The following is a 23,892-nucleotide window of genomic DNA, read 5'->3' as shown; positions in this document are numbered from 1 at the left end:
AGAGGCGCTAGGATGCGCCGCATGGGACGGATGTCTTTCCTCTTCGGGGCCTCGCTCCTCGCGGGGCTCGTTTGCGCCTGTGAGCCCGAGCCGGAGATCGTCGAGGGTTCGGCCGAGGACCACGGCGAGGCGCTCTTTTCGGACCCGACGATCACGGGCACGACGGCGAATGCGTTCTCCTGCGCGACCTGCCACCCGACCTCGAAGCCCGCGGCCGAGGGGCCGATCCTGCCAGGCGCGCCGCTCGCGGGCGTGACGCGGCGGGCCTCGTACTGGGGCGGGATGGAGGTCGAGCTGCTCCGCTCGATGAACCATTGCCTCTATTATTTCATGCTGTCGAGCAAGGCCTGGGCGGCGGAGGAGGAGCGGGCCCAGGCGCTCTTCGCGTACCTCGACGCGCTGCCCGCCGGGCCGGAGGACGAAAAGGAGTGGCCGTTCACGGTGCCCGTGCAGGTCACCCAGGTGCCCGCGGGCGACGCGACGAAGGGCGCGTCCGTGTACAGCCGCGCCTGCGAGAGTTGCCACGGCGAAGTGAAGACGGGCGCGGGCCGCCTCGTCGCGCGGGCGCCGGTCTTGCCGGATCAGACGCTCGCCGAGCACCCGCTCGGCGCGTACACGGAGGAGCAGCGGAGGCTCGTCTTCGTGCAGAAGACGCGGCACGGCGGGTTCCTCGGGTACGGCGGGCAGATGCCGCCATTTTCGCTGGAGGTGCTCTCGGACGAGCAGATGGGGGATCTGCTCGCGTTTCTGGGGCTACCTTAAAGCCCCGGGCCCGGGATACGCGCGAGGGCGTCGGGATACACGCCCACGATCGCCTCGTTTTTCGTCTCGAGGGTCATCGCGTCGAGGAGGAGCACCTTGCCCGTCGCCACGTGATCACCCTCGCAGACGAGGGCGATCCGCGTGTCGTCGAGCCGCTCGACGACGTGGGGCCATTTGCATTCGTCGGCCGTGAAATCGCGGCGCGTGACCTCCTGGCCCGCTTCGAGGTCCCAGAGGACGAGCGCGTCGGGCGATTGCATCGGGATCCAGAGGTATTTCGCGTCCGGGGAGAAGGCCGGGAAGAACGGAGCGCCGAGCGTGTCGATCGTGCGGGCGGGATCCATCGCGTTCGCCTCGACGTCGAAGAAACGGACGTCCTTCGAGACCGTGTTGCCGAGCGCGAGGGTCTTTCCGTCGGGCGAGAGGATGGCCGAATAGGGGCCGTATTGCGGGTCGCCGATCGAGCCGCCGGAGGGGTCGACGGGGATCCGATCGAGGACCTCGCGTTTGTCGAGGTCGACCACGGCGACGACGTCCTCGCCATAACACGCGACATAAGCGCGGGCGCCGTCGGGGCGCGAGAGGGCCATGCCGTGCGGGGCGATGCAGGTGGTGATACGCGCGGGATCGGTCGAGCCCGTGGGCAGGACGGCGGCGGGGTCGACGAGGGCGATCGTGGCGCGGGCCCTGTCGAGGTTGCCCGGGTTTTTCAGGGCGCGCTGGAGGTCGAAATGGGAGACGACGACGCGGCGGCCGTCGTCCGAGGCCACGATCTCGCCGGGGTTCGCGTCGACGCGGACCTGGCCGAGGATGCGGAAGTCGTCGAGCGAGAGCTTCTGGACGTAGCCGGGCTGGATGCTCGCGCCGTGGGAGGCGTGCGGGCCGCCGGTCGCGACGATGGGATACGAGAGGCCGATGTAGACGAAGCGGCCCGCAGGGTCGACGGTGACGTGGTGGGGGCCGTCGAGGCCCACGGGATCACGGCCGACCGGGACACGTCGGATCTTCTCGCCGGTGCCGAGGTCGATGAGCGAAAGGGTATCCGAGAGGCTGTCCGTGACGATCCCGAGGCCGCCCGGCGGGACGGCGACGGGCTCGCGGCGATCCGGGAATGCGTCGCCCGCGAACGGGTCGTATCGATATTCGATCGGGGCCTCCCCACACGCAGGCAGGACGGCGAGCAGGGCGGCGCCGGCGAGGGCGCGGAGGTGCGTGGTGATCATGGCGCAATCGTAAAGGTGGTCTTGCTGCCCTGGAAGGGGCCGCCATCCATGTCGATGCGGTTGTCGACGAACTGCGCGCCCGTGAGCTCGACCGTGATGGGCGCCTTGGCCGCCGTGACGCGGGCCCATATCGACTCCGAGGGCGTCCACGAGGTCTCGCTCGTGAAGACGCGGGCGAGCTTGGGATCGGCGTCGGTCGAGACGACGAGCCAGGTCGCATACCCCGTGAAGGGCGTGCCGTGGGCGTGCGCCGCGCGGACGGGGCCGAGGAGCGCGGCGAGCGGAGCGAGGAGGGGCTCGTCGCGGCGCTCCGCGGGCAGGAGGGACGGGGGCGCCGGGGCGCGGCGCGCCGTGCCGCCGACGGCCCAGGAAAATGTGGGAATGGTGGAGGCCGGCAGCTCGCCGGCCATGGGCGAGGCCAGCGTGGGGGCCTGGGAGGGGACGTCCGCCGGCGGGCTCTGATCGACGGCCGTGAGGAGCGCGGCGAGCGCCTCGTCGGTGGCGGCGCCGCCGTACACGACGTCCTCGTAACCCGCGGGGATGTTCGCTTCGTCGTGGTGGTCGCAGGCGTAGAGGGACAAAGAGGCGAGCGGGATCGGAAGGGCAAGGTGAATAAGGTTTTTCATGGCAAGCTCCGCGGCGGCCGTGGAGGATGAGGCCGCGAGGCCGAGCAGTGTAGCGCGTCGGGCGGAGGCTGTCAGGCGGCCGCGCGCTCAGCCGCGGGCGCGAAGCACGAGAGCGGCGGCGTTCGTGGCGAGCGTGAGCGTGGGGCCGGAGAGCCGGGCCTCGCCGAGGCAGAAGAGGAGCGAGGCGCCGGGGAATTCGTCGTCTTCGAGGTCGATCTCGACGAGGCCTCCCACATTGACGGCGACGTCGATGCGCTCGCCCTCGTGCTCGCGGCGAAAGACGAAGACGCCGCCCTCGGCGAAGAGGATGTGCACGGCGCCGCGGCGGAGGGCGGGGCGCGAGGCGCGGAGGGCGAGCAGCGTCCGGACGAGCGAGGAGGCGCGCGTGGCCGCGGGATCCGGGGTCCGCGGCAGGGGCATTCGATCGGGCCAGACGTCCTCGGGCTCTGTCCTGGGGGTCTCGGCGAAGAGGTCGTACTCCTCGCCATAAAGAAGCGAAGGGACGCCCGGCCACGCGAGGAGGACGAAAAGGCCGAGGAGGCCCGTTCGGGACGGGCCGCCGTGTTTTCGAGTGATGCTCCCGAAGCGAGGGTGGTCGTGTGTCGAGACGAACCGGAGCGAGCGGGCGCCCGGGGCGCCTCGATCGAGCTCGAGGAGGGTGAGCCGGAGGGACGCGAGCTCGGCGGGGATCACGCGTCTGGCGAGGAAATCGACGAGCACGTCGTGGAAGCCGAAATCGGCGGCGCAATCGAGCGCGCCGCGGCCGATCCAGCGGTGGGCGTGGGCGGGGACGAGCTCGCCGAGGACGACGGCGTCGGGTTTGTCGCGGCGAAATGTCTGTCGGATGGAGACGGCGAGGTCGAGGGGGACCTCGGCGGCCATGTCGAGGCGGAGGCCGGAGGCGCCGCGTTTCGCCCAGCAGGTGGTGGCTTCGAGGACGAGGGCCCGGACCTCGGGGTGATCGAGGTCGAGCAGAGGGGCGTCCTCGCGCCGGCCGTAATGGCGCAGCCTGGGCGCGCCGCGGCGCGGGGTTGTCCAAAGAAACCATTTCGCGAACGGGGAGTCGAGGCCGCGGGCGCGGACGTCCTCGTAGGGCGGAAAGCCGCGGCCGGCGTGGGAGAAGGCGAGGTCGACGAGGATCCGGAGGCCTCGGGCGCTCGCCGCCTCGACGAGGCGGGCGAAGGCGGGCTCGCCGCCGATCGCCGGGTCGATCCGGAGGGGATCGACGAGGTCGTACCGATGGCAGGAGGCGGCGACGATGGTGGGCGTGAGGTAAAGGACGGTGACGCCGAGGTCGGCGAGGCGAGGCAATGCGGCGCGAATGCCGTCGAGGTGGCCGCCGGCAGGGCGATCGGGGCCGGGATCGTGGCCCCAGGGGGCGCCGGGGCGCGGGGCGAAACGATCCACGAAGATGGTGTAGAGGACGGCGTCTCTCCACCAGGCAGGCAGGTCGTCTTCGGGGGCGAGCGTCACGAGGAACGCCTCGTTCGGGCCCGGTTCGAAGCGGAGGCGGGTGGGATGGGCCGAGCAGGGGAGTTTGGCGCGGAAAAACAGGTGCTCGTCCTCCTCGGCGAGGGGCGGCATGTCGATCTCGCCGCCCTCGTCGCCGGACTGCCAGGACAAACGCAGGCGCTCGCCGTGTCCGCGGCGCAGGCCTGCGGAGACGATGAAATGGTCTCCCTCCGCTGCGCGGACGACGAAGGGCGGCGCGGGGGCGAAGAGGAGCGGCTCGGGCGCGCCGCCGACGGAGAGGACGCTGTTCCGGATGCCGTCGCGGGCGCGGGTCCGAGGGTTGTCGAGGTCGAGCGACCAGCGGCCGCCGGCGCGGAGCTTGTACGAATACACGGACGTCGAGAGGTCGAGCGAGGCCGTCGCGATACGCTCGTCGGGATCCGCGCCCGCGGACGCTGCGAGCGGGATGCCCGTTTGCCAGTCGGAGACCTCGCCGAGGAGCTCGACGGGCGCGTCGGGCTCGATCCCGGGGAAGGCGCCGCGGAAGGTCCACGAGGCGGGGCGCTGATCGGAGGCGGGCAGGATCTTCGAGGTCGGGTCTTGTCGCGGCACGTGGCTTCATCTTACCCTCGGCCCATGATCAAGGTGAGGGTGCGAAAAGCAGGGACGGGCTTCGCCGCGGCTTCGGGGCTCATCGCCCTCGCGGGGGCGCAGACCGGCTGCGTGGCCGAGCCGCTCGACGATACCGAGGGGCCGATCGCCGAGGCCGAGGACGAGCTCGCGCCGGGCACGGGCAGGCTCGCGCTCGACGGCTTCCCCGGGAGCTTCACCGTGAACCTCGTCGCCTCGACGACGGACGAGTTCCTGCGCGCCGGCGAGGCGCTCTCGATGGAGCTGCCGGTGTGGCTGCTCTGGGACAAGCTCTACCCGGGGATGCCGCTGCCGAACGATCTCGCGCGCCTGCAGCAGATCACGGCGACGGTGACGGTGAACGCGATCGACAAGGCGGCCACGATCGCGGCGCTGAAGGCGCAGGTGGCGAGCTACGGCGGCGCGGATCCGTACGGGCTCAAGGGGATCACGAAGACGTTTTTCGTGCCGTCGAAGGCCGATTGGCTCACGTTCTCGGTGGTGATCACGGACCTCGCGCCCGGGGGCGTGAGCGCGAGCATCCCGGCCGAGGAGCTGCCGAAGCTCGCGGTCTTCGGCGGGGAGCTGCCGAAGAAGAGCCTGTTCATGGATTCGGTGCAGTCGACGAAGCGAAACCGGATCGTCGAGGGCGACGACCCGATCGCGGGGTCGGAGCTCCTCGTCGCGGTCTCGGACTGGCGGGCGGACGTGGTGGTCGACAAATCGCTGATCGACACGCAGATCGGCACGGCGCAGGTCGCGAGCCGGTTCGGGATGACGACGATCCCGATCTACGGCAAGATCGAGCACGAGGTCGCCTACGCGGTGCATTTCGACGACGGCCTCGAATGGAGGCCCGAGGAGATGCTCGCGCCGAACACGACCTCGCGCTTCGTGGGCGGGGGGCGGACGACGTACGAGGGGACGATCCAGGTGCCCGCGAAGGCGCGGCGGATGATGATGTACACGCACGTGAAGACGTACCTCATCGCCGATTACACGGGGTACATGAACGCCACGAAATGGTACGCGGACGGGGCGAAGGAGCTGAAGGCCGACAAGTACGACAACCCGAACGGGGCCTTCACGAATTATTCGTTCTCGATCACGAACAGCCTGCCCTGATGCTCCTCTCGACGGACCTGCACGGGCACACGCTCTTCTCGGACGGCCGCGCGACGCCGGAGGCGTACGTGGATTTTCGTCGCGGGATCGGGATGCGGGTGATCGCGGTGGCCGATCACGACGTGCTCGCCGCGGTGCCGCGGGCCGCGCGGGCGGCGGCGGGGGCGGGCCTCCTGTTCCTGCCGGCCCTGGAGGTGACGTCGTTCCTCCATTTCGGGACGGACCGCGCCGAGCAGTTCCACGTGCTCGCGTACTTCCCGCCGCGCTTCGCGACGTTGCCCCTCCTCCGGCAAACGGCGCTGTTCCGGCGCGGCGAAGCGGTGCAGGCGAAATGGAAGGCGTTCGTGCTCGGCTGGATGGACGGGCTCCGGGAGGAGGAGCGCCGGGCGATCGATCCGGATGGGGAGCTCGAGGCGCTCGCGCCGGTCGATTTTCCGGCGTTGCAATCGATGCTGGACCGCGTCGCTTCTCGCACCTCGTTGTTCGCGGCGTTTCGCGACCACCACGTGCGGTTCTGGGAGGAGGATCGGGAGCTCTTCGGCTGGACGCCGGAGGAGGCGATCGAGTGCATTCGAAAGGACGGCGCGCTCGACGTGGTGGCGCACCCGGGGCGGTACCGCGACAAGGAGCGGACACGCGCGGTGCTCCTCCGGGCGAGCGGGATCGAGGTTTATACGTCGCGCCACAAAGCAGAGGTGGCCGAGTCGTTCCGCGCGTTCGCGGAGGAGCACAAGAAATGCTGGACGGCATCTTCGGACGATCATCAAAATGCTCGGTACGTGAGGCCCGCGGCGGGGACGCCGGTCTCGACGATCGAGAGGATCCTGGGCCGAGCGCTGCCGATCGAGGCGATCCTCGCGGCTCCTTGAGGCGCTCGTTCGCGCTCGTCTCCGCGGCGGTCCTGCTCGCGCCCGGCGCGGCGCTCGCGGCGGATCCGCCCGCGGCTCCGAGCCCGGACAAACCGGCGCCGGCGCCCGCCCCGGCCGGGTGGGCGGGGGAGCTCGACGCGCTCTCGAAATGGATCGCCGATCGGGGCAAGGGGCCGTCGTGCGTGGCGCGGTGTTATGCGCTGGAGCGGCTCACGCTCTCGGGTCGGGTGGGGGAGGGGCCGCTCGAATTCGAGCTCGTGGGCCGGGTGCTCGCGGACGGGGCCGTCGACGTGCCGCTGTTCGGCCCGCCGAAGGAGGTGCGGCTCGAAGGCGTGACGGAGAACGACAAGGAGGCGGCGATCGGCTTCGAGGGCGATCGGTACTTCCTGCACACGTCGGCGAAGCGGTTCGTGCTCAAAGGGAAGATGACGCTCGGGACCGATCTGACGCTGCAGATCCCCGGGCCATTGAACACGCTGGAGGCGAACCTCGCCTCGGGGGCGGTGGTCGAAGGCGCGCGTTTGTCCGGGCTCCTGGGGACGACGATCCACCTGAACCGGCAGGACAAGGCCGTCGAGGCGGGGCCCACGGTCTTCCAGCTCTCGCGCGCGGTGCGGGTGGGGCGCGAGATCAGCTTCGAATATCGGCTCGTGATGCGCTCGGGGACGGACCTCGGGGTCGTGCGATTGCCGCTGTCTTTCGGCGAGAAGGTGCTCGACGTGACGGGCGCGGCGGGGTTCCGGGTCGAGGGGGACGAGCTCGTCTTGCCGACGTCGGGCCGGACGGCGGAGATGACGATCACGGGCACGCTCGCGAAGCTCGCGTCGATCACGCCGGACGCGCGGTCGGGATACGAGTGGTGGCTCCTCGAGAGTGATCCGGAGCATCGGGTGACCGTCTCGGGGGACGCGCGGCAGGTGGACTCGGCGGAGTCGCCCATTCCGCGGACGCAGCCGACGTCGCGGCTCTTTCTGGTGCAAAAAGGCCAGAAGATGGAGGCGTCCGTGACGTCGCTCGCGGCGGTGGACGCGCTGGCGGCGGTGGTGCAATCGCACCAGCGGACGGTCGTGATCACGGCGCGTGGGGACGTGGTCTCGCAGGATCACGTCAACTACGAGAACAACGGCGTCGATTACCTCGCGTACGCGCCCTCGGGCCGGCCGATCTTCCTCTCGACGGGGGGGAAGGCGGAGCGGATCATGCGGCAGGGCGCGGACGCGGAGGAGATCCTGGTGCCGCTCCGGACGGGCAGCCAGATGGTGCAGGTGCAATCCCTGTCGCAGACGGGCCTGAAGCCCCTCTTCGGGACGGTGACGGTGCCGATGCCGTCGTATGCATTGACGGCGAGCCGGGTGGACCTCAACGTGGGTTTGCCCGCGGGCGTGTTTCCCTTGGCGCTGCTCGGCGGAGATCGTCCGAAATGGGCGGTGAAGGGCAGCGATCTCCTGGTCGCGGGCATCGGCTTCGGGGCCGGGATGGCCGCGGTGCGGCCGGGGCCGGGGACGAGCCCCGGGCGACTCAGGACGCTGCGGATCCTCGGGGGGATCGTGCTCGCGTCGTTATGGTTCCTGTGGCAGCCGGGGTTCGTCCTTTCGCTCATCGCGCTCGGGCTCTGGGGCTTGATATGGCTCGTGGGCGTCTTCGCGAAGGGCGCGGCGCGGGTGGCGGCGACGATCGTGCTCGTGGGCGGGCTCGGGCTCGTGGGGCTCGTGGGCCTCGCCGCGATGAGCTCGCGGTCGCCGATGAAATCGTCGGACCTCAACTACGAGCCGCCGCAGCAGCGATCGGCCGCGCCCGCGCCGTCGGCGGGGGACCTGAAGCTCGCCGACGATCGGCTGGGCAATGGGTGGATGGGCAAAGGCGGCGGGGTGCTCGAGGGCGTGACGCCGGTGCCGCTGCCGCTGCCGGCCTATCGGCATTCGATGTCCGCGAGCCGCGAGCTCGTGACGAAGGAGCGGCCCTTCAAGCCGACCTTGGTGTACGTGACGGACACGGCCGTGGCGCCGATCGCGGTGTTGTGGCTCGTGGGGCTCGTGGTCGTGGTGAGCGCGCATCGACGGCGCATCACGGATGGATATCGGCGGCTGCGCGAGCGGCTGGACCGCGCGGCGGCGGCGCCCGCGGAGGGCCCGGCGAAGGCGGAGGCGCCTGTGGATACGGAAGGAGACAAGGAATCATGAAGACAACACGATCCGTCCTCGTGTCGCTCTTCGCCGCGGCGCTGCTCGCGGCGTGTGGCGGCGCCGCGCCCGAGCCGAAGGCGCCGGTGGAGAAGGCGCCCGAGCCGGCCCCAGAGGCCCCGAAGCCCGAGGCGGGCGGGGAAGCGGCGGCGGCCGGGCCGGACGCGGAGAAGGTTGCGTTGTGTATTGCGACGGCAAACGCCAAGCGCGCGAAGTTCAGCGGCGAGCCGCCGAAGGTGACGGTCAGGCACATCCTCGTGAAATACAAAGGCGCGAAGAACGCGGACGCGTCGATCACGCGCAGCCGCGAGGAGGCCTGCCTGCGGGCGCTCGAGGCGCGCGACAAGCTGGCCAAGGAGGGCGCCGATTTCGACGAGATGGTGAAGCAATACAGCGAGGAGCCCGGCGCGGCGTCGCGCGGCGGTTCGATCGGGGCGGTCGAGCGCGCCGACGTGGTGAAGCCCTTCGCCGACGCGGCCTTCGAGCTCTCGGTGAACCAGATGAGCGACGTCGTGGAGACCGATTTCGGGTTCCACTTGATCTTCCGGACGGAGTGAGCGGCTAGCAGGCTGCTAAAAGCCCGCTTCCTTCATCAGGAAGGACCACTTCGCCTCGACGCCGCGCAGGTCGCCCTTCGCCTTCTCGAGCTGGGCCTTCATGCCGAGGCGCTCGTAATCTTCGATCTGGGCCATCAACGTCCTGCGGCGGTCTTCGAGCTCGCGCACGTCGGGCCGCCGTAGAAACGCCTCGACCTTCTCCAGGGTGTCCGCGTGCTTCGCCTCGGCGGCGTGGAACTCTTCCTCCTCGGCCGGGAAAGCCGATTCCCCCGCGCCTTCTTTGGCCTGCTTCAGCGCGCCGCGCGCCTCGCTCATCACCTGGCGGATGTTGAAGGCCCCGGTGGTCGTCGCGAGCCGGTCCATGGCCGCGCGGAAGCGCTGGATGTGCCCGACGGAGTCGAGCTTCCCGGACTTCTCTTTGCAGATGGCCTCGTAACGCGCGGCGATCGGGCGCGCCTCGTCGGCGGTCGCGCTCGGGAGGTGGTGCTCGCCGCAAGAATTGGCGCAGGCCCGGTATTGCTGGGCCACGCCGCGCTCGTCTGCGCCGCGCTTTTCCATGTCGACGGCCTGGCCATAGATCTTGAGGCAGCTCGCCACGCCCTGCGTCTGAGCGCCCTTGCCGAGCGCCTTCAGGGCCTTGACGTCCTCCACCATCTGGTCGCCGTACTGCGCGCGGATCTGCTCCTCCTGTTCGGCCGGCGTCTGCTCGGGCGTCTCGGGCTGTCCGCCCAAGAGCGCGCAGCCGGAGACGAGGACGCACACCAGCGGCGCCATGCCGCGTGTATCGAATTGCATCTTTGTTTTCCTGGGAATTCACGTGAGGGCGCGTCGTCCGCGGGAGCGACGCGCCCTCGTGTATCGAGGGGAGAGAGACGGATCAGCGGGCCTTGCCGATCGCCTTTTGCCAGGACGGGCGCTCGCTGATGCGGCTCCACCAGGCCGCGACGTTCGGGCGCTCCTTCACGATGTCGCCGAGGCCCGTGTCGACGAGGTACTGCAGGTACGGCGCGTAGGTGATCTCGGCGATCGAGAACGAGCCGGCGAGCCACTGCTTGCCCGCGAGCGCGCGCTCGAGCACGTCGAGGGCCTTGGCCGCCCCCGCCTTGCCCTCTTCGACGACCTTCGGGTCGGGCGTCGTGCCCTTCATCGGCGCGAAGAAGATCTCGAGGATCGCCTTCATCGCGGGCGGGCTGAAGTACGACTGCTCGACGCTGATCCACTGCTCCATGACGCCGAGGTCCTTCGCGTCGGTCGGGGCGAGGCCGCCGAGCTTCGCGTTGAGGTACCGCAGGATCGCGCGCGACTCGTAGAGCACGAAGCCGTCGTCCTCGAGGACGGGCACGACGCCGAAGGGCTGACGGGCGAGGTGCTCGGGGCTCTTCGACTCGCCCTTCATGATGTCGACGAGCACGAACTCGTAATCCACGCCCTTCTCTGTCAGGGCACAGATGACCTTGCGCGTGCAGGTGCTCGCCGGATGACCGTAGACCTTCATGACAATCCTCCTCCCCGTGACGACGGGACGTTGTGGCCTCGCTGTTTACTCCCGCCGGGCGGCGCCGTCCACCGCCTCAAAGTCCGTACACGCGGACGTCGTCGATTCGCCATTCCTCGGCGAGCCCGTCCCCCCCGGCGGTCTGGTCGTCGTAATGGAAGCGGACGACGAAGGGCTTGCCCGCGACGAGGGCCGAGAGATCGAGCCGGACGCGGCCCGACGCGTCGAGGGTGTACGTCGCGACCGGCGAAAAGGGCCCGCCCATCACGGAGACCTCGACGCTGGCGCGGTCGGTGGCCGAGGTCCAGTGGTCGAAGGCGTGGTCGAATTCGAGGAAGACCCGCGTGAAGGGGCCGGCGTCGAGCGGCGGCGTCGCGAGGGCCTCGCCGTCGAGGTCGACGTCGCTCTCGTCCTTGACGAGCGCGTACGGGCCGCCGGAGGTGCTGCCGGTGGTGTTGCTCTGGCTGCAGACGAGCGGATCACACAGGTAAAAACTCCTCGCGTCGTTGCCCGCGTCGACGACGGTGAGGGGGGCGAGGCCCGCCGAGAAGTCCTGCACGAGGAGCGTGGTGACGGCGGCGCATTGCGGGCCCATGCCGAGGTCGACACACGCGGCGCCGTCCTCGCAGCGGTCGGCTTTTCCGGCGGGGTCGCAGGCGAGGCCCGGGGCGAGCACGGGGCGGACCACGGTCTCGAGCGCATACGCGCCGTGATCCATGGCGCTGAAGCCGTCGACGACGAGCCAATAGGTGCCGGCGGCGAGGTTCGTCAGCGAGAACGACTCGGGGTAACCGCCGACCTGCGTGTCGGCGCAGGCGAGCTCGCCGGCATTCGCGGCGCAAGCGTCGAGCAGGTAAACGCCGAGGTCGAAGAGGTTCGAGCCGGGCGCGACGTGGACCGAGAGATCGGCGGGACCCGGGAGCGTGAGGGCATACGTGGCCTCGGGGCCGCCGCCGGTGCAGCTCGCGGCGAGGACGGCGCCGTCCGAGGCGAGCGTGGTGCCCGCGTGGTTGCCTCCGCTCGTGGACGTGGGCATGGCGCAGGTGCCCGAGGTCTCGGCGACGAGGAAGGGTTTTTCGGTGACGCGTAACTCGTACGGGCCGACGTGGGAGGCGCCATAACCGGAGACGACGAGGAAGACGGGCGTCTCGGGCGGCAAAACGGCGGTCTCGAGGCGCGAGAGGGGGCCGTCGCCTTGATCGTCGTCGCAAGCGTGCTCGACGCTGGTGTCGAGGCAATCGAGGTAGGCCCAGGCGACGGTGTCGACGAGCGCGCCGCCGATGTCGGTGGTCTCGAAGGTGACACGTGAAGGCGCGGGGCCTGTGACGTGACGATGCACGACCGCGGGTGTATCCGCGCCGCCGCCCGAGCAGCTCGGCGTGCCGAACCCGCTGACGGGAGAGCCGAGCGTGGTGCCGGTGTAGACGAGGGCGTCGCCTTGCTGCGTGCCCATGGCGGCGAGGTCGACGACGTCGACGTTGTCGCCGCAGAACGGGGCGCCGCCGCCCGCGCCGCCGCTGCCGCCTGCGCCGCCGCTTCCGCCTGCGCCGCCGCTGCCACCGCTTCCGCCGCTTCCGCCGCTGCCGCCGACGCCGCCGCTTCCGCCGCTGCCGCCGACGCCGCCGCTTCCGCCGCTGCCGCCGCTGCCGCCTGCGCCGCCGCTGCCGCCTGCGCCGCCGCTGCCGCCGCTGCCGCCGACGCCTCCGCTCCCGCCTGCGCCGCCTTCGCCGGCGACACCCCCTTGCCCGCCGTCACCGCCGCTGCCGCCTGCTCCTCCCGCGGCGCCTTGTCCGCCTGCGCCGGCCGCGCCGCTGCTGCTGCTGCTCGACGTGGACGTGGTGCCGGCCTCGTCTCCACACGCGGCGAGCGCCACCGTCGAAGCGAACATGCAGGCCAAAAGAGCGTCGCGTGCGTGCGCCATGTCTCCTCCGTTTCCGCCCGGATGAAAGCATGGCGAACGGCGAATTTGGAGCCGCTTGCGTCATGAACGGCGCGGCTCGGGAAATACGCGCCGCGCCATCGGGAAAGCTCGCACGCGGCGCGCGACTCCGCCGGAGCCTCGAACGGTGCCGCTGCCGGGTTGTGCGCCGCGGGGGTTCGAAGCATTCTCGAAACGTCGCTTTCGTCCGGGCGAAAGGCCCATTTTCGAGGACGAATGGCAGGCAAACGCGGGCGCGGAGACTCCGGGGGGAGGTTTCGATGCACGACCTAGCGACGTTCTCGCTCGACGACATGATCGGCTGCGGCGCAATGCTGCGCGGGCTCGGAGAGGGCACCCGCAGCATGGAGGACACGGCCGTGCGCGTCGCGCGCGCGCTCTACGAGAGCCTCGCGCAGCCCGCGACCGGCGAGCGGTGCTGCGCGCTCGTGAGGTTCTTCGAGACCACGAGGTTCGACGCGCTCGCGCCGGAGCGGCGCACCTACGCGCAGCGGAGGGCCATCGGCGAGCCGATCGCGCCGGAGACGACGTGCCTGCACCTGCTCGCGAGCGCGGGCGACGAGCCTTCGTGGAACGATCCCATGGCCTCCGCGGGGCACCTCGCGATCCCCCTGCCGAGCGAGGAGGCGATCGCGCAGATGCCGATGATCGCGCGCTTCTGCGCGCAGCTCGGGCTGACGACGAGCAGCGTGCTCCGGCCCGAGAGGTTCACGGAGCTCGCGGAGCGTACGTACGACGTGTTCCACGTGGAGCACGCCGAAGAGAGCCCGTACGTGCCTGCCAGGGCGAGCTTCGTGTCGCGTTACGGGATCCGCTCGGTCGTCGGCTGCGGCGGCGTCTTGCCGACGGGGCAGATGTTCGCGGTGCTCCTGTTCTCGAAGGTGCACGTGCCTTTGTCGGTGGCGCAGCTCTTCCGGCCGCTCGCGCTGGCGATCAAGCTCGCGGTGTTGCCGTGGTCGTTCGTCGAGGCGGACGAGCCGAAGGCGGAGGCGCCCCGCGCGACGCGGGAGGAGGTGGCGTCATGCGCCCCGTGACCCTCGACAGCGAGACGGCGGTGTTACGCGCGCGCGTGGCGACGCTGGAGGCGCTGCTCGCCGAGCACGAGATGGCCGCGGCGGAGCGGGTGGCGCGGATGGAGCGGCTGGTCTCGGAGCTGTCGGCGCGCGAGCAGGAGCTCGCGCAGCAGCTCGTGGTGGAGCGAGAGAAGACCGAGACGCTCGAGCGGCTGCGGGTCGCGGTGCACGAGCTGTCGACGCCGATCCTGGAGGTCTGGGACGGCGTGCTCGCGCTGCCGCTGATCGGGGTGATGGACTCGAAGCGCGCGGCGCAGGTGATGGACACGTTGCTGGAGGCGGTGGCGCGCATGAAGGGCCGCTACGTGATCCTCGACGTGACGGGCGTGGACGTGCTCGACACGGCGACAGCCGATCACCTGCTGAAGATCGTGCGCGCGGTGGACCTGCTCGGCGCGCGGTGCGTGCTCAGCGGGGTGAGGCCGTCCGTCGCGCAGACGCTGGTGGAGCTGGGAGTGTCGTTCGGGAATCTGGTGACGCTGCGCAACCTGAAGCACGGGCTCAAGGCGTGCTTGCGGTGGAAGGAGGCGGCTAGCGCGAGCGCAGAAAAAGAGGCAGCACCTTCGAACGGACTTCGTCCAGGAACGTCGTGAGCCCGGAGCGCTGGCCTCGCGCGTGCAAGGTGGAGAGCGGCGCGTCTTCGTAACACTTCGCCCTTCGTTCCCGGTCGTCGCCGGTGAGGAGCGTGAGCACGCGCTTCACGCTGCGGCGGTCCTGATCGTGCGTGGCGCGAAGGTCGTGGGCCGAGGTGCGAGGGTCGAGGCCGAGGTCACGCTTGCAGTCGGCGAGGCGTGTTTCTTCGGCGGCGTCTTCCGGGTCGAACCCGGCGAGGAGCCAGGCTTCGAGTTCTGGATCCGGCAAGCCGAGCACGACGCGCAGGCCTGGATCCCGCGCGGCCGCTTCTTCGCGAGCCTGCTTGATGCCGTCCTCGCGCTCCGGTTGTTTGTCGATGTCGCGGATGAGCACGCCGACGGAGATGGGGCGTCCCTGTTTGCGCAACGCGTGGAGGATGGCCAGGGCTTTGCGTGTCGCGAGCGCGTCGGGGGCGCCGGGGCGGCCTCCGAAGTGTCCGCGCTGCGGGCGCACGCCGAGCCTCTTCGCCGTCTCGTCGAGGTGATGCCAGTCGAGGAAGGGGCAGCCGGGATCGAGCGAGACCCAGCTCCGTTGCTCGTCGAGCGCGTGCTCGAAGAGGTCGCGGAGCCAGTCCGTCTCGGTCTCGCGCAGGGTGCGATCGACGATGCAGGTCGTGACCACGAAGTCTTCAGGAGCTTCACAGACGACGAGCAGTCCGACCGTCACTGCGCGGCGTCCTCGCCGAGCACCCACGCCTCGGACTCGGCGCTCCAGAGCTCGCCGCTCGACAGCATGCCCTTCACGCGCTGGGCGTCGGGGTGATCGCTGAGGCGCTTGGTCACGATGGTGCCGTCGTCGCGCGGGTAGAAGACGCGGACGTCGGAAGGGTCGACGCCGTCGAGGATGTAGGGGGAGTGGGTGGTGGCGACGATCTGGAGATCGGGCATCTGCGTGAGCAGGCCGCGGAGCTGTTGCATGAGCTGCACCTGGGCGGTCGGGTGGAGCGAGTGCTCGATGTCGTCGATCAGGAGCAGGCCGCTCTTCGCGTTGGTGTGTAGCGCCGTGAGCAGGCCGAGTAGGACGAGTGTGCCTTCGCTCGCGCCAACCGCTGGGACTCCCTGTGCGCCGCGGAAATCGAATACGAACTCGTTGCCGGTGACCTGCTGCTCGTCGATCACGCGCTGGTTGGGCGATGTTCGTGTTTCGTACTCGGTGATGGTCACAGCCTGCCGGAAGCGGATCCGTTTGAGGGAGGGCACCAGTGTGCACAACCTGCGCTCGATCTCCTCGAAGGCCGGGTCATCCGAGAGCTTGAGTGCCGCGAGGGCTGCAGCGGTATTCTTGCCGTTCTTGTCGACGCGGCTCACGCCGTCGCGGCTGTATCCTGGAGCCGCCACTTGGCCTGCATCAATGCGGAAGGTCGTTGTGGACTGGAGCCATGGCCAAAGGGGATCCCCCCCGAAGCCTGCAAAACTAAACTGCGGGTTTGTCGCGCGCCCCCTTTTCCTGCCCGTGTCGGCGATGAGCAAGATGTGAGGAGACTTCGTCGCGGAAGTGATGTCGACGGCAAGCTTCCACGGCTTGCCATGCATCGACCCATGGGCGTGGATTCCCATGGTCCCTTCCTGCTCACGACTCACGAGTAGCTCAGGGGTTGACGGGCCCGAGAACACGTCGACGATCTTATTCCGTACGACTTGCCCCAGGAGCTCAAGCGCCTGCAGCACACTCGTCTTCCCCGACCCATTCGGCCCCACGAGCACCGTGAGCCGACCGAACTCGATCGTCGTATCCCGGTGGCCCTTGAAGTTCTGGAGCCGGAGCGACTCGATCATGGTCCGACTTCTACCACGTCCGCGTGGTGCCCTCGGATCACCCCTCCCCGTCCTCGTTCGTCCCGGTCGCCTCGTCCTCGCTCGTCCCTTCGCTTGGCTTCTCGCCTCGCAGGAAAAGCGACTCCACGAAGTCTCGTTGCCCCGGGAAGAGCGCGCCGATCGAGCGGTGCACGCGCTCGAGCTCCAGCCGCAAGCGGCCCTTCGCGACGACCTCCTCCGAGCGCTCCTGCGACCAGCCCGTCTGCGCGTCGTCGTTCGTGTCGATCGCCAGTTGCGCGCGATGGGCGGCGTCCTTCAGCTTGTCGACGAGCGCGCCACGTTCGTCGAAGTCCTCGGCTTGTTCGAGGCGCCCGGCGGCCTCGTTCGTGAGCTTCACGCGCCTGTCGATCGGCGCGCGGGTGAGGGTCGTGAGCAACCCCGGGAGGAAGGAGAGGACGGCGGGGTGTTTCTTCGAGCCTCCGCCGAGGCGGAGGGTGACGAGCGCGAGCGCCTCGTTCATCCGGCGCTTGAGAAGGACGAGCGTGGCGTTTTGCTTGGCCTGCGCGGCAGGGCGGCCGAAGAGCTGGGCGTCCTGCGTGTCACGCGCCTCCTTGAGGAGCGAGTCGATGTGGTTCTTGAGGGAGAGCGCGAGCTTCGCGAGCTCTTGTCTGTCGGCGGGCTTGAGGTCCGGAAACTCCGCCCAGGCGCTGATGGAAGACCACGCGAAGGACGCAAAGGCGAGGTGAACCCAGGAGGAAGCCGTCTCGTTGGGCAGGCGCATGAGGAGGAAGCTCCAGAAAAGGTTTTCGGACGTACGAGGAGGCGGAGAGGACGCTAACGAAAGCGGGCAAGGGGCGTCAAGGCGGGGAGGAGGAGGCCGGCGAGACGTTGCAGGAGGGTCAGGGAGGCGGGGAGGAGGGGGGAGGGAGCGTCGCGGGAGGGGGAGGGGGGTGGGGAGGATGCGCTCACCACGTTTCTCCCGCTCTCACCGCAACAGAAACCGACTCAGCACGAACAACGCGATCATCCCCAGCGCCACGCCCACGCCCGCGGCGAGGATCAACACGCCGCTGCCGCTCGATGCCGCGTTCGCCGTGGTGATCGTCTCCATCGCCCTCGGCGTGACGTGTTGCTGCGAGCTCGGCGCCGACGGCAGGTTCGGGCGCGGCATGCTCTGCGGCACGCTCTGCAGGCGTACGCCGCCGTGGGTGCTCGTCTGCGTCGCGTACCGCATCGGTTGCATCTCGTGCAGCGCCGCCTCCAGGCGCGCCGCGAGCACGCCGGCCGTCGGGCGGCGATCACGGTCGCGGCGAAGGCAGTCGTCGATGATCGAGGCGAGCGTCGGAGGTAGGTCCGGACGGCGCGTGGACACAGGGTCGGCGTCACGCGTCATGATGCGGACCATGAGCGCGTTGTAGTTCGGCGCCTCGTGCGGGAGCGTCGCCGTGAGCGCCTCGTGGATGACGACGCCGATCGACCAGACGTCGGCGCGGCCGTCGATGTCGTCGCGGCCCGCGGCCTGCTCGGGGCTCATGTACGCCGGCGAGCCGACGACGGTGCCCGTGCGCGTGAGCGTGAGGTGCTCGGGGTTGCCTTCGAGCATCTTGCTGATGCCGAAGTCGAGGATCTTCAGCACGAGCTCGCCAGACGCCGAGCGATGCGCGTAGAGGTTCGCAGGCTTGAGGTCGCGGTGGATGATGCCCTGCGCGTGCGCGATCTCGAGCGCGCGCACCACGCCGACGAAGAGCTCGGTCAAGAGCGCCGGGTCGAGCATGCGCTCGCGCGTGATCCACGCGTCGAGCCCCTCACCATGCAGGAGCTCGAAGACGAGGAAGGGCGAGCCGTCCTCGGCCTGCCCGAGGTCGAGGATCTCCACGATGCTCGGGCTGCGCACGCGGCCGCTCGCCTTCGCCTCGTTGAAGAAGCGCTGCAGCGAAACGGCGTCGGCCGCGACGTCCGGGTGCAGGATCTTGAGCGCGACCTCGCGGTCGATCAGCTCGTTCTTGGCAGCCCAAACGGTGCCGCTCGCGCCGGAGCCGAGCATCCGGACGAGGCGGTACCGAGACTGGATGAGATCACCAGGGTTCAACCGGCTGGGGAGGATACCAAAGCTCGGCCGTCAGGTGTCGTAGTAGAGGAAGAACTCGTAGGGGACGGGGCGCAGGCGCACAGCGTCGACCTCACGCTCACGCTTGTACTCGATCCACGTGTGGATGATGTCCCGCGTGAAGACGTCGCCCCGGAGGAGGAACTCGTGGTCACGCTCGAGCGCCGTGAGCGCCTCGTCGAGCGAGCCAGGGCACTTCGGCACCTCCTTGAGCTCCTCGGGCGAGAGCGCGTAGATGTCCTTGTCGAGCGGATCGCCGGGATCGATGCGGTTCTGGATGCCGTCGAGGCCGGCCATCATCATCGCGGCGAAGGCGAGGTACGGGTTGCACGAGGCGTCCGGGAAGCGGACCTCGATGCGGCGGCCCTTCGGCGAGTTGCCCGCGGCGACCGGGATGCGGATCGCTGCCGAGCGGTTGCGGCTCGAGTACGCGAGGTTGACGGGCGCCTCGTAGCCAGGGACGAGCCTGCGGTAGCTGTTCGTCGTCGGGTTCGTGAGGGCCGCGAGCGCCTTCGCGTGCTTCAAGATGCCGCCGATGTACCAGAGGCCGATGTCCGAGAGGCCCGCGTAGCCGTCACCCGCGAAGAGGGGCTTGCCGTCCTTCCAGAGCGACTGGTGGCAGTGCATGCCGCTGCCGTTGTCGCCGAAGAGGGGCTTCGGCATGAACGTCGCGGTCTTGTTGTGGCGCTTGGCCACGTTCTTCACGACGTACTTGAACCACATGAGCGTGTCGGCCATCGACGTGAGCTTGTCGAAGCGCACGCCGATCTCGCACTGGCCCGCGCTCGCGACCTCGTGGTGGCCGACCTCGACGTAGACGCCGCTCTCGATGAGCGTGGTCATCATGTCGGCGCGCACGTCGCCGAGCGAGTCCGTCGGCGCGACGGGGAAGTAGCCCTCCTTGTGGCGGATCTTGTGCCCGAGGTTCGGGCCCGCCTTGCCCGTGTTCCAGACGGCCTCGTCCGAGTCGAGCTCGTAGAAGGCGCCGCGCGGGGAGTTGTCGTAGCGGACCGAGTCGAAGACGAAGAACTCGGCCTCGGGGCCGAAGAACGTGGTGTCGGCGATGCCCGTCGCGCGGACGTGGTTCTCCGCCTTCTGCGCGATGTACCGCGGGTCGCGGCCGTAAGGCTGGCCCGTCACCGGATCGGAGATCTTGCAGATGAGCGAGAGCGTCTTCTGCGCGTGGAACGGGTCGATCTTCGCCGTCGTCGGGTCGGGCGTCATCGACATGTCCGACGCGTTGATGGGCTGCCAGCCGCGCACGGAGGAGCCGTCGAAGCCGATGCCCTCCTCGAACATGTCCTCGGAGAGTCGGCTGACCGGGATCGTCGTGTGCTGCCAGATGCCGGGCAGGTCGATGAACTTGAGGTCGACGAACTTGCAGTCGTGGTCTTTCGCGAATTGAATGACGTCTTTCGGCTTCATGTTCCTTCTCCGTCAGATCGCGTCCTCGCCGCGCTCCCCGGTGCGGATGCGGACGGCTTCGTCGACCGGGACGACGAAGATTTTTCCATCCCCGATGCGGCCGGTCTTCGCGCTCTTCTCGATGGCGTCGATGACGCTCTGGACCAGCGGGTCCGGCACCACGATCTCGAGCTTCACCTTGGGGACGAAGTCGACGACGTACGCCGAGCCGCGGTAGACCTCTTTTTTGCCGCCGGTGCGACCGAAGCCCTTCACCTCGGTCACGGTCATGCCCTGGATGCCGACCTCCGCGAGGGCATCCTTGACCTCGTCGAGCTTGAACGGCTTGATGATCGCCTCGACCTTCTTCATCTCTCGGACCTCTCGCTCGGGGGGCCGGACGTGGTCTACGGCCCCCTCGGTTTCGGGAATGTTTCAGCGCACGCACGCCGGTAAAAAATCTCGCGCTCGCAAGACGGGCGGAAATTTGGTGGCCCGCGTCGCCAAGATCGCGGCTCCTGGGGGAGGCTCACGCGCGCGGGGGTTCTCCCCGGGCCGTCCGGTCGGCCGGTTCGACGCGCAATCGGCATCCGCCTACGTCGTAGAGTTGTCGGCGGGTTCCACCTCGCCTACCCTCGCGAGCGACTCCGCCCTTTTCCGTTCGTCGCCGATGATCTGATGGCCTCACCGACCTCGACGAAGCTACCGGTAGGTACCCTCCTGTCGGGGAAGTACAAGATCACCCGCGAGATCGGCCGTGGTGGGATGGCGGCCGTGTACGAGGCCGAGAACATCGACATCGGCAAGCGGATCGCGATCAAGGTCCTCGCGCAGGAGCTGACGACGTCGATGGTGGTGGTCGAGCGCTTCTTCCGCGAAGCGCGCGCGGCCGCCGCGATCCGCAGCCCGTACATCTGCGACGTCTACGACTCGGGGCGCCTCGAGAACGGCCCGCCCTTCCTGGTGCTGGAGCTGCTCGAGGGCGAGTCGCTCTACGAGCGGATGACGAAGGTCCGTTACTTCGACATCCAGACGACGCTCGCGATCGTCACGCAGGTCTGTCGTGGGCTGACGAAGGCGCACGCGGCGAACATCGTCCACCGCGATCTGAAGCCCGAGAACATCTTCCTCGGGAAGGACGAGGATGGACAGCTCCTCGCCAAGATCCTCGATTTCGGCCTCGCCAAGTTCTACACGCCGCTCGAGGGCTCCGGCGGCACGCAGCAGGCGCGGCTGACGCGGGAAGGCGCGGTGTTCGGGACACCCGCGTACATGAGCCCCGAGCAGGTCCGCGGGCAAGGCGCCGTGGATCATCGCGCCGATCTCTGGGCGCTCGCGTGCATCGTCTACGAGTGCTTCACGGGCAGGACCGTGTGGCAGACGGAGCAAGGCGTCGCGATGACGTTCGCGCAGATCGCGAGCGCGCAGCCGCCCGATCCGCTGGTCTACCGGCCCGACCTGCCGACGACGTTCAAGGCGTGGTTCGACAAGGCGCTCGATCGCAAGATCGAACATCGCTTTCAGACGGCGCGCGAGTTCGCCGAGGAGCTGTCGGCCGCGTTCGAGACGGCGAGGCCCGAGTTCTCCGGCCTCTTCCCCGCCGATCAGATCAACACGATGGGCAAGACGATCCCCGCGCCAGGGCCCTCGAGGCCGGGGTTCACGGCGACGGGCAACGAGCTGCCGATGGTGTCGCTGGCGCCGCCCTCGTCGACGATGCCAGGCCCGTTCGCCTCGATGCCGCCCGCCTCCGTGCGCGGAGGGCCGCAGTCGGAGGGCGTTGCCTCGCCACGCGGGACGAAGTCGACGTTCGAGGCGCCGCCGGGCACGCTGGAGCCGCTCGGCCCGGGTTTGTCGCAGGCGCCGCCGCGCCCGAAGACGGCGGCGCTCGGGGTCGTGACGGCCGTGGTGCTGGTCGCGCTGCTCGGCGGCGGTTACGCGGCCTGGACGAAGTTCGGGCCGGACGCGAAGGGAGGCGCGGGGACGGCCTCGTCGTCGATCCCGAGCGGGAGCGCGAGCGTCACTTCGCCGCAGCCGAACGCGTCGTCGAGCGTGCGCCCGGCGTCATCCTCGTCGGCGGACGCCGCGAACGCCGCCCCCGTGTTGCCATGGAGGCCGATCGTCGCGGAGGCGCAAGCGACGCTCGCGGAGGGTGATCACAAGGGCACGCTGAAGCTGCTCAAGGACGCGTTCGACAAGGGCGGCCACGGCGTGCCGCGCACGATGCTCGAGCACGTGCAGGTGGCGATCTCGGCCGCCGCGGCGAAGTCGCCCTGCTCGCTGACGGGCCTGGCGAGGCCACGATCGTACGACCTCGGATCGGCGCAGCCGCGGCGCGTGCCCGCCGGTCGGCCGTGGATCGCGCTCGGTCCGCGGGGCCCGATCATGACGTGGACCGACATGCACGAGGGGCAGGAGCACGCCTACGCGGTCGCGCTCGACGCGTCGATGCGGGCGCTGTCGGAGCCGATCGACGTCACGCCGGAGGGCGTGGCGGTCAAGCAGCCGGTGGTGATGTCGTTCGACGATCAGCTCGTGCTGCTCTACGCGGACGGGCACGGGACGGAGGCGGGCGTGCACGCGCGCCTGCTCGATCCGGACGGGCGGATCGGCGGTCCGCTCGTGAAGATTTCGCCGCTGCGCGGGCCGAGCTCGGGCACGTCGATGCAACGCGCGGCGGACGGCACGTTCCTCGTCGCGTGGTCGGCGGAGGTCGACACGGGCGGCGACGAGCTCTTCCTGCGACGCCTGTCGGCGAAGCTCGAGCCCCAGGGCGAGGCCGTGCGCGCGACGGACTTCGTGCCCACGGGCCCGAACAAGCCGCGCGTGCGCTCGCCGATGGTCGGCATCGTGGGCGACGTCGCGCACGTGTCGTTCCGGCTCGAGCGCACGCCGAGCCAGGTCGCGTATCACATGCGGCTGCCGCTCGCCGAAGCAGGCAAGGGCGTCGAGCCGCGCAAGAAGGGCGACCGCCAGGATCGCTGGATCGGCGAGACGATCGTGGTGAACACGGACAAGTCGAAGGCCGACATGACGGGGATCGCGTGCACGAAGGACGCGTGTTTCCTCGTGTGGGACGGCGAGAGCAACTCGGGCGTGTCGGCGGCGTACCTCGACGCGGCGAACGCGCAGCCGCTCTGGCGCGACAAGCGGTTCAGCAAGTTCGGCGGTCACCCGTCCGTCGGCGTGGACGCCGCGGGCAACGGGCGCATCGTGTGGTTCGAGAAGGGCGGGGTGATGACCGCGCCGATCAGCCGCGACGGCGTGAAGAACGCCGCCGCCGCCAGGATCGCCCGCGTGAGCGGCGCGCAGCCGAGCCCCGCGGTCATCGCCGGCAAGGCGCCGGGCGAGTGGCTGATCGCGTGGCTCGATTTCGAGGCAGGGGTGCTCGAGCCCTACGCAGCGCGCTTCGTCTGCAAGTGACGCGCATGCTGGTCATCCCGCCGCGCTCCGATCTGCGATCCCAGCCCATCGAGACGCCGCGCCTGCTGCTCGCGCCCGTCGATCCGGCGGACTCGCCCGAGGTGTGGCTCGCGGTGAACGGCTCGCGGCCGATGCTCTCGAAGTGGCTGCCGTGGGTGCAGTACTACACGGAGCCGGCGTCGAGCGTGCGCTTCACGGAGGCGTGCGTGGCCGACTGGGATCAGGGGCGCGCGGTGCGCTTCGCGATCCGGGAGCGCGCAGGGCGCACGTTCGCGGGCGTGGTGGGGCTCGAGTCGTGCGTGCACATGCATCGCTCTTGCGAGCTCGGGTACTGGCTGCGCAAGGAGAGCATGCGGCGCGGGCTGATGACGGAGGCCGCGCGCGCAGCCGTGGAGTTCGCGTTCCGGTACATGGGCGCGCATCGCGTGCGCGTCGCGGCGGCGACGGACAACCACGCCTCGCTGCGGGTGATCGGGCGGCTCGGCTTCCGCTTCGAGGGCATCGCGCGGCAGGCCGAGTGGTGCGAGGACCGCTGGCTCGATCACGCGGTCTTCGCGCTGCTCGCGACCGATCCGCGCCCGACCTGAGCGTCCCCCTTGAAGGACGGGGCGATGCGGATGATGCTCGTCCGCGGGGGAGA

At 69.7% G+C, this 23,892-nt stretch carries 21 protein-coding genes; 9 read left to right on the top strand and 12 right to left on the bottom strand.

All coding sequences use genetic code 11. The features are described from left to right. Nucleotides 1-21 precede the first annotated feature (21 nt). A complete protein-coding gene (locus GF068_RS12505) occupies nt 22-762 on the top strand; it encodes a c-type cytochrome (RefSeq protein WP_240806837.1) in 741 nt (246 codons plus the stop codon). Here the strand turns inward: GF068_RS12505 and GF068_RS12500 are convergent. From GF068_RS12500 to GF068_RS12490, 3 genes are all read right to left on the bottom strand, one after another. Then, complete coding sequence (locus tag GF068_RS12500; protein ID WP_153819576.1) at nt 759-1,985, bottom strand: YncE family protein; 1,227 nt, start codon at nt 1,983-1,985, stop codon at nt 759-761. The two genes, GF068_RS12505 and GF068_RS12500, sit on opposite strands and share 4 nt — an antisense overlap. Further along, a complete protein-coding gene (locus GF068_RS12495; protein ID WP_153819575.1) occupies nt 1,982-2,611 on the bottom strand; it encodes a hypothetical protein in 630 nt (209 codons plus the stop codon). The genes GF068_RS12500 and GF068_RS12495 overlap by 4 nt, the downstream gene beginning before the upstream one ends. A gap of 87 nt (nt 2,612-2,698) precedes the next feature. Further along, the gene (locus GF068_RS12490) at nt 2,699-4,675 is read right to left on the bottom strand and encodes an alpha-amylase family glycosyl hydrolase (protein WP_153819574.1); all 1,977 of its coding nucleotides are present in this window, start codon (nt 4,673-4,675) and stop codon (nt 2,699-2,701) included. Between the two features lie 24 nt (nt 4,676-4,699). On the opposite strand from GF068_RS12490, the gene GF068_RS12485 reads away from it, so the two are divergent. From GF068_RS12485 to GF068_RS12470, 4 genes are read left to right on the top strand one after another with little or no spacing between them, the layout of a single operon-like run. After that, nucleotides 4,700-5,818: a hypothetical protein gene (locus tag GF068_RS12485; RefSeq protein WP_153819573.1), complete on the top strand. Its 1,119-nt coding sequence runs from the start codon at nt 4,700-4,702 to the stop codon at nt 5,816-5,818. Further along, nucleotides 5,818-6,687 (top strand): PHP domain-containing protein, encoded by an 870-nt coding sequence (locus GF068_RS12480; RefSeq protein WP_153819572.1) that lies wholly within the window; start codon nt 5,818-5,820, stop codon nt 6,685-6,687. Before GF068_RS12485 ends, GF068_RS12480 begins: the two co-directional genes overlap by 1 nt. Then, on the top strand, nt 6,684-8,867 hold the full coding sequence (locus tag GF068_RS12475; protein WP_153819571.1) for a hypothetical protein: 2,184 nt from the start codon (nt 6,684-6,686) through the stop codon (nt 8,865-8,867). The genes GF068_RS12480 and GF068_RS12475 overlap by 4 nt, the downstream gene beginning before the upstream one ends. Beyond that, on the top strand, nt 8,864-9,424 hold the full coding sequence (locus GF068_RS12470; protein ID WP_153819570.1) for a peptidylprolyl isomerase: 561 nt from the start codon (nt 8,864-8,866) through the stop codon (nt 9,422-9,424). The genes GF068_RS12475 and GF068_RS12470 overlap by 4 nt, the downstream gene beginning before the upstream one ends. A 15-nt stretch (nt 9,425-9,439) precedes the next feature. On the opposite strand, the gene GF068_RS12465 is transcribed toward GF068_RS12470, so the two are convergent. The 3 genes from GF068_RS12465 to GF068_RS44230 form a co-directional block, all read right to left on the bottom strand. Continuing rightward, entirely contained in the window at nt 9,440-10,219 is a 780-nt protein-coding gene (locus GF068_RS12465) for a hypothetical protein (RefSeq protein WP_153819569.1), read from the bottom strand. Nucleotides 10,220-10,301: 82 nt separating this feature from the next. Next, nucleotides 10,302-10,919, bottom strand: a complete 618-nt coding sequence (locus GF068_RS12460; RefSeq protein ID WP_153819568.1) for a glutathione S-transferase family protein — start codon at nt 10,917-10,919, stop codon at nt 10,302-10,304. Nucleotides 10,920-10,995: 76 nt separating this feature from the next. Further along, nucleotides 10,996-12,840, bottom strand: a complete 1,845-nt coding sequence (locus GF068_RS44230) for a hypothetical protein (protein ID WP_206079458.1) — start codon at nt 12,838-12,840, stop codon at nt 10,996-10,998. Nucleotides 12,841-13,118: 278 nt separating this feature from the next. Between GF068_RS44230 and GF068_RS12450 the strand changes: the two genes are divergently transcribed. Next, nucleotides 13,119-13,892, top strand: a complete 774-nt coding sequence (locus tag GF068_RS12450) for a hypothetical protein (RefSeq protein ID WP_206079457.1) — start codon at nt 13,119-13,121, stop codon at nt 13,890-13,892. Beyond that, on the top strand, nt 13,880-14,524 hold the full coding sequence (locus GF068_RS12445) for an STAS domain-containing protein (protein ID WP_153819567.1): 645 nt from the start codon (nt 13,880-13,882) through the stop codon (nt 14,522-14,524). Before GF068_RS12450 ends, GF068_RS12445 begins: the two co-directional genes overlap by 13 nt. Here GF068_RS12445 and GF068_RS12440 read toward each other — a convergent pair. From GF068_RS12440 to GF068_RS12415, 6 genes are all read right to left on the bottom strand, one after another. After that, nucleotides 14,463-15,230, bottom strand: a complete 768-nt coding sequence (locus tag GF068_RS12440) for a hypothetical protein (RefSeq protein WP_153819566.1) — start codon at nt 15,228-15,230, stop codon at nt 14,463-14,465. The genes GF068_RS12445 and GF068_RS12440 overlap by 62 nt on opposite strands. After that, complete coding sequence (locus tag GF068_RS12435) at nt 15,227-16,339, bottom strand: AAA family ATPase (protein ID WP_153819565.1); 1,113 nt, start codon at nt 16,337-16,339, stop codon at nt 15,227-15,229. Before GF068_RS12435 ends, GF068_RS12440 begins: the two co-directional genes overlap by 4 nt. Nucleotides 16,340-16,376: 37 nt before the next feature. Beyond that, a complete protein-coding gene (locus tag GF068_RS12430; protein ID WP_153819564.1) occupies nt 16,377-17,099 on the bottom strand; it encodes a hypothetical protein in 723 nt (240 codons plus the stop codon). 204 nt (nt 17,100-17,303) lie between these two features. Then, a complete protein-coding gene (locus GF068_RS12425) occupies nt 17,304-18,407 on the bottom strand; it encodes a serine/threonine-protein kinase (protein ID WP_153819563.1) in 1,104 nt (367 codons plus the stop codon). 30 nt (nt 18,408-18,437) lie between these two features. Further along, entirely contained in the window at nt 18,438-19,850 is a 1,413-nt protein-coding gene (gene glnA, locus GF068_RS12420) for a type I glutamate--ammonia ligase (RefSeq protein ID WP_153819562.1), read from the bottom strand. 12 nt (nt 19,851-19,862) lie between these two features. Next, nucleotides 19,863-20,201 (bottom strand): P-II family nitrogen regulator, encoded by a 339-nt coding sequence (locus tag GF068_RS12415; RefSeq protein WP_153819561.1) that lies wholly within the window; start codon nt 20,199-20,201, stop codon nt 19,863-19,865. Nucleotides 20,202-20,507: 306 nt separating this feature from the next. Between GF068_RS12415 and GF068_RS12410 the strand changes: the two genes are divergently transcribed. Both GF068_RS12410 and GF068_RS12405 read left to right on the top strand, forming a co-directional pair. Beyond that, complete coding sequence (locus GF068_RS12410; RefSeq protein WP_153819560.1) at nt 20,508-23,252, top strand: serine/threonine protein kinase; 2,745 nt, start codon at nt 20,508-20,510, stop codon at nt 23,250-23,252. Between the two features lie 5 nt (nt 23,253-23,257). Beyond that, on the top strand, nt 23,258-23,839 hold the full coding sequence (locus GF068_RS12405) for a GNAT family N-acetyltransferase (RefSeq protein WP_153819559.1): 582 nt from the start codon (nt 23,258-23,260) through the stop codon (nt 23,837-23,839). Nucleotides 23,840-23,892: the final 53 nt, after the last annotated feature.

This window comes from Polyangium spumosum (genome assembly GCF_009649845.1).
GTDB classification, from domain to species: domain Bacteria; phylum Myxococcota_A; class Polyangia; order Polyangiales; family Polyangiaceae; genus Polyangium; species Polyangium spumosum.
This window is presented reverse-complemented; position numbering and strand designations above follow the sequence as displayed.

Bases quoted from the DNA above. Each gene is read 5' to 3' on its own strand.
- GF068_RS12445 (WP_153819567.1), top strand. From the start codon at position 13,880: ATGCGCCCCGTGACCCTCGACAGCGAGACGGCGGTGTTACGCGCGCGC.
- GF068_RS12505 (WP_240806837.1), top strand. From the start codon at position 22: ATGGGACGGATGTCTTTCCTCTTCGGGGCCTCGCTCCTCGCGGGGCTC.
- GF068_RS12495 (WP_153819575.1), bottom strand. From the start codon at position 2,611: ATGAAAAACCTTATTCACCTTGCCCTTCCGATCCCGCTCGCCTCTTTG.
- GF068_RS12485 (WP_153819573.1), top strand. From the start codon at position 4,700: ATGATCAAGGTGAGGGTGCGAAAAGCAGGGACGGGCTTCGCCGCGGCT.
- GF068_RS12405 (WP_153819559.1), top strand. From the start codon at position 23,258: ATGCTGGTCATCCCGCCGCGCTCCGATCTGCGATCCCAGCCCATCGAG.
- GF068_RS44230 (WP_206079458.1), bottom strand. From the start codon at position 12,840: ATGGCGCACGCACGCGACGCTCTTTTGGCCTGCATGTTCGCTTCGACG.
- GF068_RS12410 (WP_153819560.1), top strand. From the start codon at position 20,508: ATGGCCTCACCGACCTCGACGAAGCTACCGGTAGGTACCCTCCTGTCG.
- GF068_RS12465 (WP_153819569.1), bottom strand. From the start codon at position 10,219: ATGCAATTCGATACACGCGGCATGGCGCCGCTGGTGTGCGTCCTCGTC.
- GF068_RS12460 (WP_153819568.1), bottom strand. From the start codon at position 10,919: ATGAAGGTCTACGGTCATCCGGCGAGCACCTGCACGCGCAAGGTCATC.
- GF068_RS12480 (WP_153819572.1), top strand. From the start codon at position 5,818: ATGCTCCTCTCGACGGACCTGCACGGGCACACGCTCTTCTCGGACGGC.
- GF068_RS12415 (WP_153819561.1), bottom strand. From the start codon at position 20,201: ATGAAGAAGGTCGAGGCGATCATCAAGCCGTTCAAGCTCGACGAGGTC.
- GF068_RS12430 (WP_153819564.1), bottom strand. From the start codon at position 17,099: ATGCGCCTGCCCAACGAGACGGCTTCCTCCTGGGTTCACCTCGCCTTT.
- glnA (WP_153819562.1), bottom strand. From the start codon at position 19,850: ATGAAGCCGAAAGACGTCATTCAATTCGCGAAAGACCACGACTGCAAG.
- GF068_RS12435 (WP_153819565.1), bottom strand. From the start codon at position 16,339: ATGATCGAGTCGCTCCGGCTCCAGAACTTCAAGGGCCACCGGGATACG.
- GF068_RS12450 (WP_206079457.1), top strand. From the start codon at position 13,119: ATGCACGACCTAGCGACGTTCTCGCTCGACGACATGATCGGCTGCGGC.
- GF068_RS12470 (WP_153819570.1), top strand. From the start codon at position 8,864: ATGAAGACAACACGATCCGTCCTCGTGTCGCTCTTCGCCGCGGCGCTG.
- GF068_RS12500 (WP_153819576.1), bottom strand. From the start codon at position 1,985: ATGATCACCACGCACCTCCGCGCCCTCGCCGGCGCCGCCCTGCTCGCC.